Annotated in this window: 17 protein-coding genes; 9 read left to right on the top strand and 8 right to left on the bottom strand. The window is 72.1% G+C overall.

All coding sequences use genetic code 11. The features are described 5' to 3' along the window. Window positions 1–253: 253 nt before the first annotated feature. Both ACFU5F_RS28630 and ACFU5F_RS28625 read left to right on the top strand, forming a co-directional pair. On the top strand, window positions 254–400 hold the full coding sequence (locus tag ACFU5F_RS28630; protein ID WP_383893121.1) for an SCO1431 family membrane protein: 147 nt from the start codon (window positions 254–256) through the stop codon (window positions 398–400). A 103-nt stretch (window positions 401–503) separates the two neighbouring features. Beyond that, window positions 504–1163: a TetR/AcrR family transcriptional regulator gene (locus ACFU5F_RS28625; RefSeq protein ID WP_383893118.1), complete on the top strand. Its 660-nt coding sequence runs from the start codon at window positions 504–506 to the stop codon at window positions 1161–1163. Window positions 1164–1308: 145 nt separating this feature from the next. Here the strand turns inward: ACFU5F_RS28625 and ACFU5F_RS28620 are convergent, their stop codons facing one another. Continuing rightward, window positions 1309–2556 (bottom strand): glycoside hydrolase family 18 protein, encoded by a 1248-nt coding sequence (locus tag ACFU5F_RS28620; RefSeq protein WP_383893115.1) that lies wholly within the window; start codon window positions 2554–2556, stop codon window positions 1309–1311. A 355-nt stretch (window positions 2557–2911) separates the two neighbouring features. Here ACFU5F_RS28620 and ACFU5F_RS28615 point away from each other — a divergent pair, with 355 nt between their 5' ends. Beyond that, entirely contained in the window at window positions 2912–4084 is a 1173-nt protein-coding gene (locus tag ACFU5F_RS28615) for an acyl-CoA dehydrogenase family protein (protein WP_383893132.1), read from the top strand. Between the two features lie 398 nt (window positions 4085–4482). On the opposite strand, the gene ACFU5F_RS28610 is transcribed toward ACFU5F_RS28615, so the two are convergent. Then, window positions 4483–4926 (bottom strand): hypothetical protein, encoded by a 444-nt coding sequence (locus ACFU5F_RS28610; RefSeq protein ID WP_383893112.1) that lies wholly within the window; start codon window positions 4924–4926, stop codon window positions 4483–4485. A 269-nt stretch (window positions 4927–5195) separates the two neighbouring features. Between ACFU5F_RS28610 and ACFU5F_RS28605 the strand changes: the two genes are divergently transcribed. The 4 genes from ACFU5F_RS28605 to fxsA all read left to right on the top strand — a co-directional run bounded on the left by ACFU5F_RS28605 (window position 5196) and on the right by fxsA (window position 9350). Continuing rightward, window positions 5196–5636 (top strand): Lrp/AsnC family transcriptional regulator, encoded by a 441-nt coding sequence (locus tag ACFU5F_RS28605; RefSeq protein WP_005485572.1) that lies wholly within the window; start codon window positions 5196–5198, stop codon window positions 5634–5636. 89 nt (window positions 5637–5725) lie between these two features. Beyond that, complete coding sequence (locus tag ACFU5F_RS28600) at window positions 5726–7330, top strand: amidohydrolase (protein WP_383893109.1); 1605 nt, start codon at window positions 5726–5728, stop codon at window positions 7328–7330. Between the two features lie 600 nt (window positions 7331–7930). Then, a complete protein-coding gene (locus ACFU5F_RS28595) occupies window positions 7931–8728 on the top strand; it encodes a polyprenol monophosphomannose synthase (protein WP_383893105.1) in 798 nt (265 codons plus the stop codon). Between the two features lie 46 nt (window positions 8729–8774). Further along, window positions 8775–9350 carry an FxsA family membrane protein gene (gene fxsA / locus ACFU5F_RS28590; RefSeq protein ID WP_383893102.1) on the top strand — a complete coding sequence of 192 codons (576 nt, stop codon included), beginning with the start codon at window positions 8775–8777 and terminating at the stop codon, window positions 9348–9350. A 210-nt stretch (window positions 9351–9560) separates the two neighbouring features. On the opposite strand, the gene ACFU5F_RS28585 is transcribed toward fxsA, so the two are convergent. The 4 genes from ACFU5F_RS28585 to ACFU5F_RS28570 form a co-directional block, all read right to left on the bottom strand. After that, window positions 9561–9935, bottom strand: a complete 375-nt coding sequence (locus tag ACFU5F_RS28585) for an RNA polymerase-binding protein RbpA (protein ID WP_003977404.1) — start codon at window positions 9933–9935, stop codon at window positions 9561–9563. Between the two features lie 266 nt (window positions 9936–10201). Beyond that, entirely contained in the window at window positions 10202–11566 is a 1365-nt protein-coding gene (locus ACFU5F_RS28580) for an MFS transporter (RefSeq protein ID WP_383893099.1), read from the bottom strand. Between the two features lie 38 nt (window positions 11567–11604). Beyond that, window positions 11605–12372, bottom strand: coding sequence for a glycerophosphodiester phosphodiesterase (locus ACFU5F_RS28575; RefSeq protein WP_383893096.1), 768 nt, complete (start codon window positions 12370–12372; stop codon window positions 11605–11607). Next, window positions 12369–13097 (bottom strand): YitT family protein, encoded by a 729-nt coding sequence (locus ACFU5F_RS28570; RefSeq protein WP_383893093.1) that lies wholly within the window; start codon window positions 13095–13097, stop codon window positions 12369–12371. Before ACFU5F_RS28570 ends, ACFU5F_RS28575 begins: the two co-directional genes overlap by 4 nt. Before the next feature lie 99 nt (window positions 13098–13196). Here ACFU5F_RS28570 and ACFU5F_RS28565 point away from each other — a divergent pair, with 99 nt between their 5' ends. Further along, the gene (locus tag ACFU5F_RS28565) at window positions 13197–14696 is read left to right on the top strand and encodes a PLP-dependent aminotransferase family protein (protein ID WP_383893090.1); all 1500 of its coding nucleotides are present in this window, start codon (window positions 13197–13199) and stop codon (window positions 14694–14696) included. A 16-nt stretch (window positions 14697–14712) separates the two neighbouring features. Here ACFU5F_RS28565 and ACFU5F_RS28560 read toward each other — a convergent pair whose 3' ends face one another. Both ACFU5F_RS28560 and ACFU5F_RS28555 read right to left on the bottom strand, forming a co-directional pair. Next, window positions 14713–16257: a hypothetical protein gene (locus tag ACFU5F_RS28560; protein WP_383893087.1), complete on the bottom strand. Its 1545-nt coding sequence runs from the start codon at window positions 16255–16257 to the stop codon at window positions 14713–14715. Window positions 16258–16294: 37 nt separating this feature from the next. After that, complete coding sequence (locus tag ACFU5F_RS28555; RefSeq protein ID WP_005485586.1) at window positions 16295–16489, bottom strand: hypothetical protein; 195 nt, start codon at window positions 16487–16489, stop codon at window positions 16295–16297. 271 nt (window positions 16490–16760) lie between these two features. Between ACFU5F_RS28555 and ACFU5F_RS28550 the strand changes: the two genes are divergently transcribed. Then, window positions 16761–17153: an ankyrin repeat domain-containing protein gene (locus ACFU5F_RS28550; RefSeq protein ID WP_383893083.1), complete on the top strand. Its 393-nt coding sequence runs from the start codon at window positions 16761–16763 to the stop codon at window positions 17151–17153. Window positions 17154–17185 lie beyond the last annotated feature (32 nt).

Genomic DNA, 17185 nt, shown 5'->3' with positions numbered 1-17185 from the left:
TTGTGGTTGGGTGGGGGGGGGGGGGGGGGGGGGGGGGCCCGGGGGGGGGGGGGGGGGGGGGGGGTGGGGGGGGGGGGGGGGGGGGGGGGGGGGGGGGGGGGCGCCACGGTGTGACCAAGCTCTCGGCCGAGAACCGCCCAACCGGTGGCAAGGTGGGCGGAACGGCGGGGAACGCGAGGCCCTGCGGGCCGAGGGGCACCCGCCGAGCACCGATCACCCGCCACCGCACCGCCGAGCGCACCAGCGAGCCGCCATGACCGCGACCTCCGTCACCGCCAACCGTGTCCAGACCGGCACGGGCGGCCCCCGGGACGACACCTCGAAGACCGTCGAACACCTCATGGGCTGGACCCTGGTCGTGGTGGTCGCGATGCTGCTGACCCAGCTGGGTCTGCTGTGACCTGATCCGGCCGCCGATTCTGTCGATCAGAGTCGAACAAGCTGATGGAGAGGGTCTGCCATACTGCGGTTGTCCCGCTGGCAGTCGGAGACCAGGACCGGAATTGAATAGTAGTCAGCAGCGTGGTGCCGAACCGCCGCGGGCCCGCGGCACCGACCGTTCGTTGGCGCGCCGCGCCGAACTCATCTCCATCGGGCGCAAGTTGTTCGCCGACACGTCGTACGACACGTTGTCCATGGACGACATCGCGCGACAGGCGCATGTGGCCAAAGGGCTGATCTACTACTACTTCAAGTCCAAGCGCGGCTACTACCTCGCGATCGTCGAGGACTCGGTCGCCGATCTGATCACGTTCGCGGCGAGCGGCCTCCAACTGCCGCCCGTGGACCGGGTGCACCGGACCATAGAGTGCTATCTGCGCTACGCGGAGGAGAACCAGGCCGCCTACCGCACGATCGTCAGCGGCGGCGTCGGCTTCGACACCCAGGTGCACGCCATCCGGGACGGCGTCCGGGAGGCGATGGTCGCCACCATCGCCGAGGGCGCGTACGGCAGGAGCGACATCGAACCGGTGGCCCGCATGGGCCTGTTCGGCTGGGTGTGCGCGGTCGAGGGCGCCACCCTCGACTGGATCGCCCGCCCCGAGCTGCCCCGCGACACCATGCGCGACCTGCTGGTCAAGATGCTGGGCGGCTCGCTGCGCGCCATCGAGGAACTGGCCCCGGCCTACCTCGCCCCCGAGCCGGCCCGCCGCGACGCCTGAGCGCCGATCGGCTGCGCACGGCCGGCCCCCGCGGCGCCTGGGACGGCCGTGGACAGCCGCAGCCGGGCAGCGGCGCGCGGCCCGGTCGGCGCCCGGGGCGGGATCCCGACGGCCGGCCCCCACCCCGAGTCCCGCGTCACGAGGGCTACTTGATCGCCCTGATCAGCTCGCCGTCCGGCGTGTCGCCGCTCAGCTCCCAGAAGAAGGTGCCGCCCAGGCCCTGCGCGTTCTTGTAGGCCATCTTCCCCTTGACGGTGCGCGGGGTGTCGTAACTCCACCAGTCGTCCCCGCACTTGGCGTACGCCGTCCCACCGACGACCCCGTTGGCCGGGCAGGTCTTCTTCAGCACCTTGTAGTCCTCGTAGCCGGCCTCGTACGTGCCCGCGGCCGGACCGGTGGCGGTGCCGCCGGGCGCCGACCGTGTGACCCCGGTCCAGCCCCTCCCGTAGAAGCCGATGCCGAGCAGGAGCTTGGACGGCGGAATGCCGAGGCTCCTGAGCTTCTTGATGGTGGCGGCGGTGTTGAACGACCTGTCGGCGATGCCGGGGTACGGGTACAGCGGTGAGTGCGGGGCGGTGGTGGCGTCCCATGAGCCGAAGTAGTCGTACGTCATCGGGTTGTACCAGTCGACGTACTTCGCGGCGCCCGCGTAGTCGGCCGCGTCGATCTTTCCGCCCTTCCTGGCGTCGGCCGTGATCGCCGCGGTGACCAGCTCCTTCTTGCCGAATCGTTTGCGCAGCGCAGCCATCACGTCCTCGAAGGCTTCCGAGCCGCTGGTGTCGCAGGTGAGACCACAGGCGTTGGGGTACTCCCAGTCGATGTCGATGCCGTCGAAGACGTCCTTCCACCGGGAGTTCTCGACGAGGTCGTGGCAGGAGTCCGCGAAGGCCGCCGGGTCCTTCGCCGCCTCGCCGAAGCCGCCGGACCAGGTCCAGCCGCCGAAGGACCAGATGATCTTGAGGTTCGGGTGCAGCTTCTTCAGCTTGCGCAGCTGGTTGAAGTTGCCGCTCAGTGGCTGGTCCGCGCTGTCCGCGACGCCGTCCACGGACTCCTCGGCGGTGAAGGGCCTGTCGGCGTCCGCCCAGGGGTCGCCGATCGCGCACCTGCCGTCGACGACGTTGCCGAAGGCGTAGTTGATGTGGGTGAGCTTCTTCGCCGAGCCGGACGTCTCGATGTTCTTGACGTAGTACTGCCGGCCGTAGATGCCCCAGTCGATGAAGTAGCCGACGACCTTCGAGTGGGACGCGCCGGGCGCGTGCGCCCGGGGGCCGGGCTGCGCGGGCGTGGCGGTCGCGGTGCCCGCGCCGGCGAGCAGTCCGGCGCCGAGGGCGGCGCAACACGTGGCGGCGACAAGCGTCCTGACGGGGACGCGCGAGCTGTGCGGTCTGAGCATCGTGACTCCGGGGGAGAGGAGCGTGACGGGGAGAGGTGCTGCCTGGACCTGCTGGGCCGGGGGCGGATCGTGGCGCCGCGCCGACTGGGGAGAACGTAGAGGACTAGACCACTGGGGTCAATGGTTCGGACCAATTCGCCCGAGGTGTGGCGGGCCGTCGAATGCGGCCGAATGAACGCTCGTTAACCGGTGACTCGCTGCTCCGGATCGGGCATACTCCAAGCGCCACCGCCGCTGATCAGCGGCTTCCGTGATCCGGAGGAGCACCATCGGCTGTGGCACGTCAGACCCGGTGGCACCACGACATCCCCTGTGCGTGTCCGCCGCAGTGCCCGACAGGGAGGAGAGCGTCGCCATGCCCGACCGCGCCCCGCAGCCGGTGGACCGGCAACTGCCCACGGAAGAGGCCCGGGATCTGATCTCGCTCGTCCGCGAGATCGCGCAGCGGGAGATCGCCCCGCGCGCGGCCGAGGAGGAGGACGCGAGCCGCTTCCCGCGCGAACTCTTCGGCCTGCTGTCGGAGTCGGGACTGCTCGGCCTGCCGTACGGCTCGGAGCACGGCGGCGGCGACCAGCCGTACGAGGTCTATCTCCAGGTCCTGGAAGAACTCGCCACGGCCCGCCTCACCGTGGGCCTCGGCGTGAGCGTCCACACGCTCGCCTGCCACGCCCTCGCCAACTACGGCACCAAGGAGCAGCAGGTCGAGCATCTGCCGGCGATGCTCGGCGGCGGCCTGCTCGGCGCGTACTGCCTCTCCGAGCCCGCTTCGGGCTCCGACGCCGCGTCCCTGCGGACGAAGGCTGTACGGGAGGGTGACGAGTGGGTGATCACCGGCACCAAGGCATGGATCACGCACGGCGGCGTCGCCGACTTCTACACGGTCATGGCCCGCACGGGCGACGAGGGTTCACGGGGCATCACCGCTTTCCTGGTGCCCGGCGACGCCGAGGGGCTGAGCGCCGCCGCGCCCGAGAAGAAGATGGGCATGAAGGGCTCGCCCACCGCGCAGCTCAACTTCGACGGCGTGCGCGTCGGTGACGCCCGTCGCCTCGGCGAGGAGGGCCAGGGCTTCGCGATCGCCCTGTCCGCGCTCGACTCCGGACGGCTCGGCATCGCCGCCTGCGCGATCGGCGTGGCCCAGGCGGCACTGGACGAGGCCGTCGCCTACGCCACCGGGAGGCAGCAGTTCGGGCGGCCGATCTCCGACTTCCAGGGGCTGCGCTTCATGCTCGCGGACATGGCGACCCAGACGGAGGCGGGCCGGGCGCTCTACCTCTCCGCGGCCCGGCTGCGTGACGCGGGCCGTCCGTTCTCCAAGCAGGCGGCCATGGCGAAGCTGCTGTGCACGGACGCCGCGATGAGGGTCACCACGGACGCCGTGCAGATCCTCGGCGGATACGGCTACACCGCGGACTTCCCCGCCGAGCGGTACATGCGCGAGGCGAAGGTGCTCCAGATCGTGGAGGGCACCAACCAGATCCAGCGCATGGTCATCGCCCGCCACCTCGCGGGGCCCGAGTCACGCTGAAGGAGCCACGGAAGAAGTCGGGCGCCCCGAAGGGGTCCACGGCGGTGCGGAACTGGTCGAGGCCGCCCGGCGGTGTCGCCAGCCGCACCCACTCCGGATCGTGACGCCCCGGCAGGGTGCGGCCTCCCTCGGCCCAAGTCCGCAGCAGGGCCCGGTAGATGGGCGGGTCCTGCGACGGGGCCGGCCCCTGCGGAAGCGATTCTGCGGAAGCCGGCACATAGAGGTGACGCCGATGCCCGGTCACCGGGAAAGTTGGAGTCATACCGTGCCAACGCGCGTGCGTGCGGGCCGGTCACCCCATCCGGGAATCGTCCTTGAGTTCGCGGCCGAACCGTACGGGGCAGGACGAGGCCTGCCCGCCGGGCGCGCGTGCACCGAGGGCCGAACCGGCCCCGGGATCAGGCCGCTTGGCGCTGATCGGGCTGCTGACGCCGCATCACCGGCATGCGCATCGGGCGCGAGCCCGGACCGCCGACGTGCGAGAAGGGCTGTGTCCGCCAGTCGAGGCCCTGCGGGAGCGTCAACAGCAGGGCGGTGTCCTGCGCCTGCGGTGCGAAGGACGCGTCCGCGGGACGGGCCTCGCCGGCCGAACGGCCCGTACCGGCGCAGACCGTGAGCCCGAACGGGTTCCACGGCGACACGACCAGCGCGTGCTCGGGCAGACGGTCCTCGTCGGACAGCAGGGCGATGGGCTGAGCGCAGTCCGGGCACAGCACCCGGTACATCTCGAAGGTGTCGTACGCGTCGAACTCGTCGTCCGGTTCGACGCCCTCCGGCTCGGGATCGACGACCGCCTGGAGCCGCTTGGGTGCGGTACGACCAGGGCGCTTGGGATTCTGCATGGGATTCTCCCCCTAGGGCTGGGCCGTGAAGGCGCTGCGGCCTCCGACCACAGCAAGCATTTCCCGCCCCGTCCCACCGGTAATCACGAGATCATCACAGAGCCTGTTCGAGTGCTGTGGTCTTCGTCACATGCTCGTCGCAGATGCCCGACACGCCGCGACTGTCACCCGTACGGCTCATGTGCGGCCCCGCGTCACATCACGAACCGGACATGACCTGCGCCGCTCAGGTATCGAAGGAGATCAGCGGCCCTGTAGGTTCTTGCGCCATGGAGGAGCTGGACCGACAGATCGTGCAGCTGCTCGTCGCGGACGGGCGGATGAGCTACACCGACCTGGGCAAGGCCACGGGCCTGTCCACGTCGGCGGTGCATCAGCGTGTGCGCCGACTGGAGCAGCGTGGCGTCATCCGGGGCTATGCCGCGGTCGTCGACCCGGAGGCCGTCGGGCTGCCGCTGACCGCGTTCATCTCGGTCAAACCGTTCGACCCCAGCGCCCCCGACGACATCGCCGAACGCCTCGCGGGCGTCCCGGAGATCGAGGCCTGCCACAGCGTCGCCGGCGACGAGAACTACATCCTCAAGGTCCGGGTGGCGACCCCGCACGAGCTGGAGGAACTGCTCGCCCGGCTGCGGTCCCTGGCGGGGGTCTCCACCCGCACGACGGTCGTCCTGTCGACGCCGTACGAGGCGAGACCGCCGAGGATCTGACCGCCGTCGCGACGGCCGGACACCGGAGCGAGCAGGGCGGAACACGGCCCTGGTGCGGCGCGGCGGCCGGCACGCGCGAGACTGTCCCCATGAGTGATCGCACCGCCCCGTCGAAGACCGTGCTGCTCCGCGGCGGAGAAGTCCACAGCCCCGCCGACCCGTTCGCCACCGCGATGGTCGTGGAGCACGGCCAGGTCGCCTGGGTCGGCTCCGAGGGCGCCGCCGACGCCTTCGGAGCCGATGTCGACGAGGTGATCGACCTCGAAGGCGCCCTGGTCACCCCGGCGTTCACCGACGCCCACGTGCACACCACCGCGACCGGCCTGGCGCTCACCGGCCTCGACCTCTCCGCCGCCCCCACCCTGGACGCCGCCCTCGTTCTCGTCCGGGAATTCGCGGCCGCCCGCCCGGCCGACCGGGTCCTGCTGGGGCACGGCTGGGACGCCGCCCGCTGGCCCGGCGGCCGCCCGCCGACCCGCGCCGAGCTCGACGAGGCCACCGGCGGCCGACCGCTCTACCTGAGCCGGATCGACGTCCACTCGGCCGTCGTCAGCTCGGCCCTGCTCGACCTGGTTCCGGGCGCCGGAGCCTTCGAGGACGGCCCCCTCTCCGGGGCCGCCCACCATGCCGTACGGGCCACCGCCCTGGGCGCCGTCACCCCCGCCCAGCGCACCGAGGCCCAGCGGGCCGCCCTCGCCCACGCCGGCTCGCTCGGCATCGGCTCGGTCCACGAGTGCGCGGGCCCCGAGATCTCCTCCGAGGACGACTTCACGGCGCTGCTCCGGCTCGCCGCCGAGGAACCCGGCCCGCGCGTCGTCGGCTACTGGGCGGAGCGCGACGTCGACAAGGCGCGCGCCCTCGGGGCCGTCGGCGCGGCGGGCGACCTCTTCGTCGACGGGGCCCTCGGCTCGCACACCGCGTGTCTGCACGAGCCGTACGCCGACGCCGCGCACAACGGCACCGCGTACCTGGACGCGGCCGCCGTCGCCGCCCATGTGGTCGCCTGCACCGAGGCGGGCCTCCAGGCGGGCTTCCACGCCATCGGGGACGCCGCGGTGGCCTCGGTCGTCGAGGGGGTGCGCGCGGCCGTCGACAAGGTCGGCCTGCCGCGTGTGCGGGCGGCCCGGCACCGCGTCGAGCACGTCGAGATGCTCACCCCCGGGGCCGTCGCCGCCTTCGCCGAACTCGGCCTCACCGCGTCCGTCCAGCCCGCCTTCGACGCGCTGTGGGGCGGTGCGCAGGGCATGTACGCCGAGCGGCTCGGTCCGGAGCGGGCCCGCACCCTCAACCCGTTCGCGGCCCTGCTGCGCGCCGGCGTGCCCCTGGCCTTCGGCTCCGACAGCCCGGTCACCCCGCTCGATCCGTGGGGCACGGTCCGCGCGGCGGCCTTCCACCGCACGCCGGAGCACCGGGTGTCCGTGCGCGCCGCGTTCACGGCCCACACGCGGGGCGGCTGGCGGGCGGTCGGACGGGACGACGCGGGCGTCCTCGTCCCGGGCGCGCCCGCGGACTACGCGGTGTGGCGCACCGGCGAACTCGTCGTCCAGACCCCCGACGACCGCGTCGCCCGCTGGTCCACCGACCCTCGCTCCGGCACCCCCGGCCTGCCGGACCTGAGCCCCGGCCGTGACCTGCCGGTCTGCCTGCGGACCGTGGTGGCCGGACGAACGGTTTTCGTACGGCCGGGCGAGTGATCTCCCGGGACGACGCCGGGCCGGGCCCTGCCGTACGGCGCGCCGCACGACCTGCGGCTCCTGCCCTCCGACCAGGCACGGGAGGAAGACTCCGCAGGTCAGGCGGCGGTTGACAGCCTGCCGCAGGAGACGGGTAGGTTCTGCCGGGTCCACCACCGGACGTCCGACCGGGGAACCTTCCACGCGGTCGTCGGGGCGCCGCTGGGTCAGGGTTGGTGTGCCGCACCGGCGCACCGCCACCGGCAGCCAGGCCCAGGCTTCGCGCTCCGGCGAGGGAACGTTCCGGCCAGGTCGGGTAGGTGTGACCCGGGTGGGGCCCGGACGCTCAGTAGACAACGGCTTTCGGTCTCGCAGCCAGCGGGCCCCAGGTCGGCCCGAAGGGCGTCGGGCCCCCATCCGCAGTCGGGCGCCCCGGCACCGCGTCTGTACTCCGTCACGGGAGCGCGTCACAGTGGTTCCGAGGGGGCGCGGGACTACGCAGAGCGCGCTTGCGCACACCCCCTGTCGAATCGAGGCGCCTGTGGACACCGGCCGACACTTCCGTGCAGGCCGTGGCCACTATGGTGGTCCTCTGCGCACGGAGGAACTGAAGGGGCAGCGGTGAACGACGGCGACGGGACGATCGCGGCGGAAGGCCAGGAGAGGCGGTTCGGCCCGCTCGGCACGGCCTTGGTGATCATTCCGACCTACAACGAGGCGGAGAACATCAAGGCGATCGTCGCCCGGGTACGCAAGGCCGTTCCCGAGGCGCACGTCCTGGTGGCCGACGACAACAGTCCCGACGGCACCGGCAAGCTCGCCGACGAACTGGCCGCCGAGGACGACCGCGTCCAGGTGCTGCACCGCAAGGGCAAGGAAGGGCTGGGCGCCGCCTACCTCGCGGGCTTCCGCTGGGGCATGGAGCACGGCTACGGCGTCCTCATCGAGATGGACGCCGACGGCTCCCACCAGCCCGAGGAACTGCCCCGGCTGCTGACCGCGCTCAAGGGCGCCGACCTCGTCCTCGGCTCCCGCTGGGTCCCGGGCGGGCGCGTGGTGAACTGGCCCAAGTCGCGCGAGTACATCTCCCGCGGCGGGAGCCTCTACTCCCGCGTCCTGCTCGACGTGCCGGTCCGCGACGTGACCGGCGGCTACCGGGCCTTCCGCCGCGAGACCCTGGAAGGGCTCGGCCTCGACGAGGTCGCCTCCCAGGGCTACTGCTTCCAGGTCGACCTCGCACGCCGTGCGATCAAGGCCGGCTACCACGTCGTCGAGGTGCCGATCACCTTCGTCGAGCGCGAGCACGGCGACTCCAAGATGAGCCGGGACATCCTCGTCGAGGCACTGTGGCGGGTCACGGCGTGGGGCGTGGGGGAGCGGGTCGGCAAGGTGCTGGGCCGGGACGACAAGAAGGCCTGATCATCCCCTTATCCCGCGCTGAGCCGGTGCCAGGCACACTGGGAGCATGACGACTGGCGTTCCGTCCTCGACGTCCCCCGCCCGGCCCCGGCGATCCCGGCTGCGCACGTTGCTGCCGTTGGGTGTCGCCGTATGGCTGGTGCTGGAGATCTGGCTGCTCACGGTGGTCGCGGGCGCGGCCGGTGGATTCGCGGTGTTCCTGCTTCTCGTCGTCGGCTTCGTCGCGGGTTCCGCGGTGGTCAAGCGGGCCGGCAGGCGGGCGTTCCGGGCCCTGTCCGAGACGCTGCAACAGCAGCAGGGGGGTGCGGGCGCGCCCGGCCCCGGTACGGGGCGGAGCGAGGGCAACGGTTTCCTGATGCTGGGGGGCCTGCTGCTGATGCTGCCCGGTCTGGTGTCCGACGCGGTGGGGCTGGTGCTGCTGGTACCGCCGGTGCAGAAGGCGCTCGGGCGCTATACGGAGCGGACGTTCGAGCGGAAGCTGCGGGAGGCGGGCGCCGGAGGGTTCGGTGACGCGTTCCAGCAGGCGCGGATGCACCGGCCCGACGGGAAGGTCGTGCAGGGTGAGGTGATCCGTGACGACGCGCCGCCGTCAGCCGGTCCCCATCCGCCGCTGAACCGCTGAGGGGTCGCTGGCGCCCGCCGCCCCTACCCGTCCCATCCTCGAGGGGCTGAGCCCCTTCGACCCCCAGGTGCCGGTCGGGTGGGGCTTCTCGCGCAGTTCCCCGCGCTCCTGGAAGGACTGGCGCACAGCGAAGACCGCGGGCGCCGTACAGGTTCGTACGGCGCCCGCGGTCATCGGTTGCGCTGTGTGTCCGCCCGACCCCCGGAGGGGCTAAGCGGACTTGCGGCTGTCTCGCGGATGTACCGCGATGTTCATCGCGCCGGAGCGGAGAACCGCAAGGCGCTCTTCGAGGACCTCTTCGAGTTCCTCACGGGTGCGCCGCTCCATCAGCATGTCCCAATGCGTACGCGCGGGCTTGGCCTTCTTTTCCTCAGGGCCGTCGCCGTCCACGAGGAGTGCCTGGGCCCCGCAGACCTTGCACTCCCACTCCGGCGGAATCTCCGCCTCGACCGAGAAGGGCATCTCGAAGCGGTGCCCCTTCTCGCATGCGTACTCCACGGCCTGGCGCGGAGCCAGGTCGATGCCGCGGTCCGTCTCGTAGCTGGTCACCACGAGGCGCGTGCCGCGAAGAGCTCGCTCACTCATGAATCGTGCCTCCCGGGCTTGTCGCCCACAGGACAGGTGTCGCTGTCGTCGTCATCCGGTCAACGTCCGGTCGGCGGTAAAGATTCCCGTCCCGTGTCCCGTTTCGGGTCGTGCGTCGCCGTCGTAGCTGCCCTTGTTGTACCCACCCGCGCCCGGTTTGTCACATCTGGCAGCAGATGTCACCCAGCGTTTCGGCATCTTTGACGCGCAGTAACGGTACGCCTGGCAGGCCAAACGCGTACACTACAGCCCTTTCGCTCCCGGCGCTAAATCCTGTCCGGTACGGGATTGCCCGCGTCGGTGATCGCCCGGCGCACCGGAACCCTCGCGAGCAGGGCGAATCCCACGACGAAGAAGACGACCAGGGAGATGATCGCGTCCCGATAACTTCCGGTCAGCTGGTACGTCACACCGAACAGCAGCGGGCCGAGCCAGCTCATGCCGCGGTCGCTCATCTCGTACGCGGAGAAGTACTCGGCCTCCTTGCCCGGCGGGACGAGGTGGGAGAAGAGCGAGCGGGAGAGGGCCTGGCTGCCGCCGAGGACCAGTCCGATGCCCGAGGCGAGGACGAAGAACCAGACGGGGGCGCCCGCCGGGAGGAAGTAGCCGGCGCCGAGGATCAGTGTCCACGCGACCAGGGAGCCGAGGATCGTCCGCTTGGCGCCGTAGCGGCGGGAGAGCCTGCCCATGCCGAGGGCCCCGCCCACCGCCAGGATCTGCACCAGCAGGACCGCCACGATGAGCGTGGACTGCTCCAGGTCGAGTTCCTCGGAGCCGTAGACCGAGGCCTGGGAGATCACCGTCTGGATGCCGTCGTTGTAGACGAGGTAGGCGAGGAGGAAGCCGAGGGTCAGCGGGTGGCGGCGCATGTCCCGGACGGTCGCGGCGAGCTGGCGCAGACCGGGGGCGGTCGTCTCCTTCGGCCCCGCGGACTCGCCCGCCGCGCTGCGGCGGTCACGCAGGCGGCTGAGCGGGATCAGCGTGAAGGCGCCCCACCACAGGCCCGCCGAGGCCAGACAGATACGGACGGCCATGCCCTCGGAGACGCCGAAGGAGTCGTGGGCGGTGAAGAGGATCAGGTTCCCGACCAGGACCAGCGAGCCGGCCGCGTAGCCGAACGCCCAGCCTCGTGAGGAGACGGCGTCGCGCTCCTGAGGGGGCGCGATCTGCGGGAGGTAGGAGTTGTAGAGCATCATCGCCACGGACTGGGCCGCGTTCGCGATGATCAGCAGGATCCCGCCGAGGAGGTAGCGCTCGCCGTCCAGGAAGAACATGCCGGCGGTCGCGCCCGCGCCGACGTACGCGGCCGCGCCCAGGAGGGGCTTCTTGCGGCCCGTGCGGTCGGCGGTCGCACCCACCAGGGGCATGATGACGACGGCGAGGATCACCGACAGGGACACCGAGTACGCGAAGAAGGATCCCGCGCGCACCGATATGCCCAGCGGGTGGACATAGCCGTCCGCGTCGGCGGCGGACTTGGCGACCTCGGTCAGATAGGGGCCGAGGAACACGGTCAGCACGCTCGTCGAGTAGACGGAGCAGGCCCAGTCGTAGAAGTACCAGCCACGTTGTTCGCGCCGCCTGCCCGCGGCCTCGTCGGCCGGGTCCGTCCGCACGGTGTCGGTGCCCACCCGTGCCCCTCGCTTCCCCCACGGGCCGCGTGCGGGCGTCAGACCCAGGTCCCCCGGTCCTCCAGCACCTTGCGCAGCGTGTCGATGTGATCGGTCATGATGCCATCGACGCCCAGGTCCAGGAGCCGGTGCATACGTTGCGGTTCGTTCACGGTCCAGACGTGGACCTGCAGCCCACGCGCGTGGGCGGCGCGCACGAACCGGTGGTCGACCACGGGCACCCCCGACTGCGCCTCGGGCACCTGCGCGGCGACGGCCGCGCGGCGCAGGGCGGCGGGGATCCCCCAGGACCGCAGCCGGAGCCCCAGGACGCCGCCGGTGCCGTACGAGGTGGCCAGCCGCGGCCCGGCGAGGCGCTGGGCGCGGGCGACCCGGGCCTCGGAGAAGGAGCCCACGCAGACGCGGTCGAAGGACCCGGTGCGGGCGATCAGGTTGAGGAGCGGGTGGAGCGCGGACTCCGCCTTGAGGTCCACGTTCCAGCGGACCTCGGGGAACTCTTCGAGGAGGTCCTCGAAGAGGGGGACCGGCTCGACACCCGCCACGCGCGCGTGCCGTATCTCCTTCCACGGCAGGTCCGCTATCCGGCCCGCGCCGTCGGTCATCCGGTCCAGGGTCGAGTCGTGGAAGGCGACCAGCTTGCCGTCGAGGGTGGCGTGGACGTCGGTCTCGATGTAGCGGTAACCCGATTCCACCGCCCTCCGGAACTGGGCCGTGGTGTTCTCCAGGCCGTCCGCCGCCCCGCCCCGGTGGGCGAAGGCGATCGGTCCGGGATGGTCGAGGTAGGGGTGGCGTACGAGGGCGGTCACCCGGGCAGTATGGCCCGCTTCGAAGGCCCGGCGGCAACGACCGTGCTGCCGGATTCCGAGGGGACGGCGAACAGGCGCAGGAAGACCTGGGCCAGCGGGCCGATGGAGAGGGCGTAGAGGGCGGTGCCCACCCCGACCGTGCCGCCGAGGGCGAACCCGGTCGCCAGCACCGCGATCTCCACGGCCGTCCGCATCAGCCGCACCGAACGTCCCGTGCGGCGGTGCAGTCCGGTCATCAGGCCGTCGCGCGGGCCCGGTCCGAACCGGGCCGCGATGTAGAGGCCGGTCGCCACACCGTTGAGCACGATCCCCGCGACGAGAAGGGGGATCCGGACGGCCAGGGTGTGCGCCTCGGGCACCAGGGCCAGGGTGGCGTCCATCGCGATGCCGACCACGAAGACGTTGGAGACGGTGCCGAGGCCGGGGCGCTGGCGGAGCGGGATCCACAGCAGGAGCACCAGGGCGCCCACGGCGATGGACACCACGCCGATCGTCAGACCCGTCAGCTCCGCCAGGCCCTGGTGCAGGACGTTCCACGGTTCCAGACCGAGGCCGGCCTCCACGAGGAGGGCGGAACTGGCGCCGTAGAGGGCGAGTCCGGTGTAGAGCTGGGCCAGCCGTCGGCCGAGGCGGCGGGGTGGCGGGCGGTGCCCCTCAGGGGTCCGCGGGTTCGGCCGGGGTGCGTGCTGATGCTCGTGCGGCGGCTCGTGCTGTGCGGCGGACAAGGCTTCCCCCTGGTGGTGCCGGTGGCCTGACGCATGACACTCTGTGGCTTGGAGAGTCATGCCATCCATGGCCAATTCAGGGAAGGTGGACTGGAAATCATGGCACAGTGGACTTCGGCCGTGGGAGCGGCCCAGCTCGCGCGGCTGCTCACCTCGCAGCAGGAGCGCCCCGCCGGCCCCGGCACCCGCCGCCCGCCCGCGTACCGGGCGCTGGCCGACGGGATCCGGCTGCTGGTGCTGGAGGGGCGCGTGCCGGTGGCCGCCCGGCTGCCCGCCGAACGTGAGCTGGCGCTGGCCCTCTCCGTCAGCCGTACGACCGTCGCGGCCGCCTACGAGGCGCTGCGCACCGAGGGGTTCCTGGAGTCCCGGCGGGGAGCGGGCAGCTGGACGGCCGTGCCGGCCGGGAAACCGCTGCCCGCGCGCGGACTGGAACCGCTGCCGCCGGAGGCGCTCGGGTCCATGATCGACCTGGGCTGCGCGGCCCTGCCCGCCCCCGAACCCTGGCTCACCCGGGCCGTGCAGGGCGCGCTCGAGGAACTGCCGCCCTACGCCCACACGCACGGCGACTACCCGGCCGGACTGCCCGCGCTGCGCTCCATGCTCGCCGAGCGCTACACCGCGCGCGGCATTCCCACGATGCCCGAGCAGATCATGGTGACGACGGGGGCCATGGGCGCCATGGACGCCATCTGTCACCTCTTCGCGGGGCGCGGGGAGCGGATCGCGGTGGAGTCCCCGTCGTACGCCAACATCCTGCAGCTGATGCGGGAGGCGGGGGCTCGGCTGGTGCCGGTCGCGATGGCCGACGGGCTCGCGGGGTGGGACATGGACCGGTGGCGGCAGGTCCTGCGGGACGCGGCGCCCCGGCTCGCCTATGTCGTCGCCGACTTCCACAACCCGACCGGGGCGCTGGCCGGCGAGGACCGGCGGCGGGGCCTCGTCGACGCGGCACGGGGTGCCGGGACGGTGCTCGTGGCGGACGAGACGATGAGCGAGCTGTGGCTGGACGACGATGTGGAGATGCCCCGGCCCGTCTGCGCGTTCGACCCGGCGGGGTCCACGGTCATCACGGTCGGGTCGGCGAGCAAGGCGTTCTGGGCGGGGATGCGGATCGGGTGGGTGCGGGCCGCGCCGGACGTGATCCGGAGCCTGGTCGCGGCACGGGCGTACGCGGATCTGGGGACGCCCGTGCTGGAGCAGCTGGCCGTGAACTGGCTGATGAGCACCGGGGGCTGGGCGCAGGCCGTGGGCATCCGGCGGGAGCAGGCGCGGGGGAACCGGGACGCGTTGGTGGCCGCGGTGCGCCGGGAGCTGCCGGACTGGGAGTTCGCGGAGCCGCGCGGCGGGCTGACCCTGTGGGTCCGTACCGGGGGCCTGTCGGGGTCGCGGCTCGCGGAGGTGGGCGAGCGGGTCGGGGTGCGGGTGCCGTCCGGGCCCCGCTTCGGGGTGGACGGGGCCTTCGAGGGATACGTGCGGCTGCCGTTCACCGTGGGGGGAGCGGTGGCCGAGGAGGCGGCCGTCCGGCTCGCCGCGGCGGCGCGGCTGGTGCGGGACGGTGCCTCGGGCGGTGGCGAGGGGCCACGGACGTTCGTGGCGTGAGGGGCCGGCCTCGGCCTCAGGTCTCGGCCACCGCGGCCTTCGTGAGGGAGTCCGCCGGGGTCGTGCGCGCGGGGAGCAGGCCGAGGACCGCCTGGCGGAGGGCTTCGGGGGCGTTCTCGTCGTGGGGGTCGGGGGTGGCCGGTACCTGGAGACGGAGGGCGGAGGCGGCGCCCAGGCGGGCATAGCCGCGGCCCGGGGGGACGTCCGGGGTGGGGGTGGTCGGGGGAGCCGCGCCCAGCACCGACTCCGTCTGCTCGGGGGAGGCGGGGCCGAGGACCACGCGCGCGCGGGTGTGCCCGCGTACCGCGTCCGTGAGGGCGTCCAGGTGGTCGAACTGTTCGGCGATCACGACGGTGACGTCGACCGCGCGGCCGTGGCGCAGGGGGACCTGGAGGAGGGACTGCGGGTCGAGCCGCTCCTCGGCCGCGGCGAGCTGGCTCAGCACGCTCGGACGGTCGAGGAGGAGCCAGAGGGGGCGGCGGATGTCGTCCGGCGCGGGAAGTCCCGCCTGGCGGGCGCGGTTCGTGGCGATCAGCCTGCGTTCGGTCTCCTGGGAGGCCCACTCCAGGCTCGCCAGGGCTCCGGAGAGTCCGCTCTCCACGGCGAGGACGCCGTCGCGGCCCGTGAGGCAGGCGTACTCGCCGCTGCCGCCGCCCTCGACGATCACGACGTCGCCGTGCTGCAGGGCCTGGAGGACGATCGCGCGCAGGAGGGTCGTCGTGCCGCTGCCCGGGCCGCCCACGGCCAGCAGGTGCGGTTCGGTGGAGCCCGGGCCGGTGCGCCAGACGACCGGGGGCACATCGCGCTGCTCCTCTCCGCAGGTCAGGGGGAGGGTGCGCGCGACGTGGGCGGCGTCGGTGAAGCCGAGGACCGTCTCGCCCGGTGCGGTGACGAAGCGCTGGGCGCCGATGTCACGGTCGAGCGGGGGCAGGACGGCGACGGTGAGTTCGTTGCCCTCCTCGTCCCAGGTGAAGCGGTACTCGCGGCCGCGGCCCGCCTTGGCGTGCAGCAGCTGTTCGATGCGCGCACGGGCCTCCGGCTCGCCGTCGGCGAAGTAGGCGGGGTAGCGCACCAGCAGATGGCAGACGCGGCCGGTGCCGTCGAAGGCGTAGGCGGGGAAGGCGTCCTCCCAGGCGCCCCCGTGCGCGTAGAGGGGCGCGGGGTCCTCGGCGGCCGAGAAGTAGGGGACCAGGGCGTCGTAGAGGGACCGCAGGCGCTGGGTCTGCGACTCGTCGGGGCCGGTGGGTTCCGGGACGGCGCGGCCCGCCCAGGCTGCCGCCGCCATCAGGGCGATGACGGCGAGCAGCGGGCCGTACGGCACCAGGGTCACGACCAGGACGACCGAGGCCGCCAGGAAGAGCAGTGACCCGCGGCGGTCCTTCGGGGTCTCGGCCCATCTGAGCCGCCCGGCGGCGACCAGCCGGCGCAGTCCACGCGTGATCGTGATCAGCGGGTGGAGGACGTCGGTGGCGCCGTCGGCGGCCGTGCGGGCCAGCTCCCGGCTCCTGGCGAGGTGCGCGCCGCCGCTGCTCAGAATGCGGGGGAGGGGGACCCGGGCCACGGCTGTCTCCTGGGGGTGCGTACGGATGGGGACGGGTTCAGAACTTGATCCCGCCGAGGAGGCTCGCGAGGCTTTCGCCGCCCGCTGTGATGCTCGGGGCGATGCCCGTGCTGGCGAGGTAGAACCCGAAGAGGGTGACGACGATGCAGTGCGATGCCTTCAGGCCGTCCTTGCGGAAGAACAGGAAGACGATGACGCCGAGCAGGACGACGCCTGAGATGTTCAGGATCATGTGGGTTCTCCTGGTTGGTGGGGACAGTCACCATGAGTTCTTCCAGAGTCACAGCATGTATCCATACGATAAAAGGTGCAAAAGGGTGAAATTCTGAGGATTTCGCCCATGTGGCGGAATTCGCGCTGGTCCGTCAGGGCTGGGCTGTTGCGCGTGGCGGGACTCGGTGTGATCTTTGCCTCGGCTCAGGCCGCTGATGTGCGCGAGGAGCCAGTACTCTGGCGATTCACCCGTTCGGCTCGAAGCGCGTTTGTGAGAGGTGGTCCCGGCGATGAGCGAAGCCCCCGGCCCTGAGGTCGTGGAGCTGGCGACCAGGATCTTCGATCTGGCCCGGCGGGGCGAGACCGAGGCGCTCGTGGAGTACGTCGACGCGGGGGTTCCGGCCGACCTGACCAACGACCGCGGCGACTCGCTCGTGATGCTCGCCGCCTACCACGGTCACGCCGACGCGGTACGAGCCCTTCTGGCGCGTGGCGGCGAGGCCGACCGCGTCAACGACCGGGGGCAGACTCCCCTCGCCGGGGCGGTCTTCAAGGGTGAGAAGGAGGTCGTCCGGGTGCTCCTGGATGCTGGGGCCGACCCCGCCGCGGGCACTCCGAACGCGGTTGACACCGCACGTATGTTCGGTAAGACGGAACTGCTCGAACTGTTCGCAGCACGCTGATCCACATGTTCTGACCAGGCACAACACAAAAG

Source organism: Streptomyces sp. NPDC057438 (assembly GCF_042802995.1).
GTDB lineage: Bacteria > Actinomycetota > Actinomycetes > Streptomycetales > Streptomycetaceae > Streptomyces.
The sequence above is the reverse complement of the archived record's forward strand: the minus strand, read 5'-3'. Positions and strand labels throughout refer to the sequence as shown.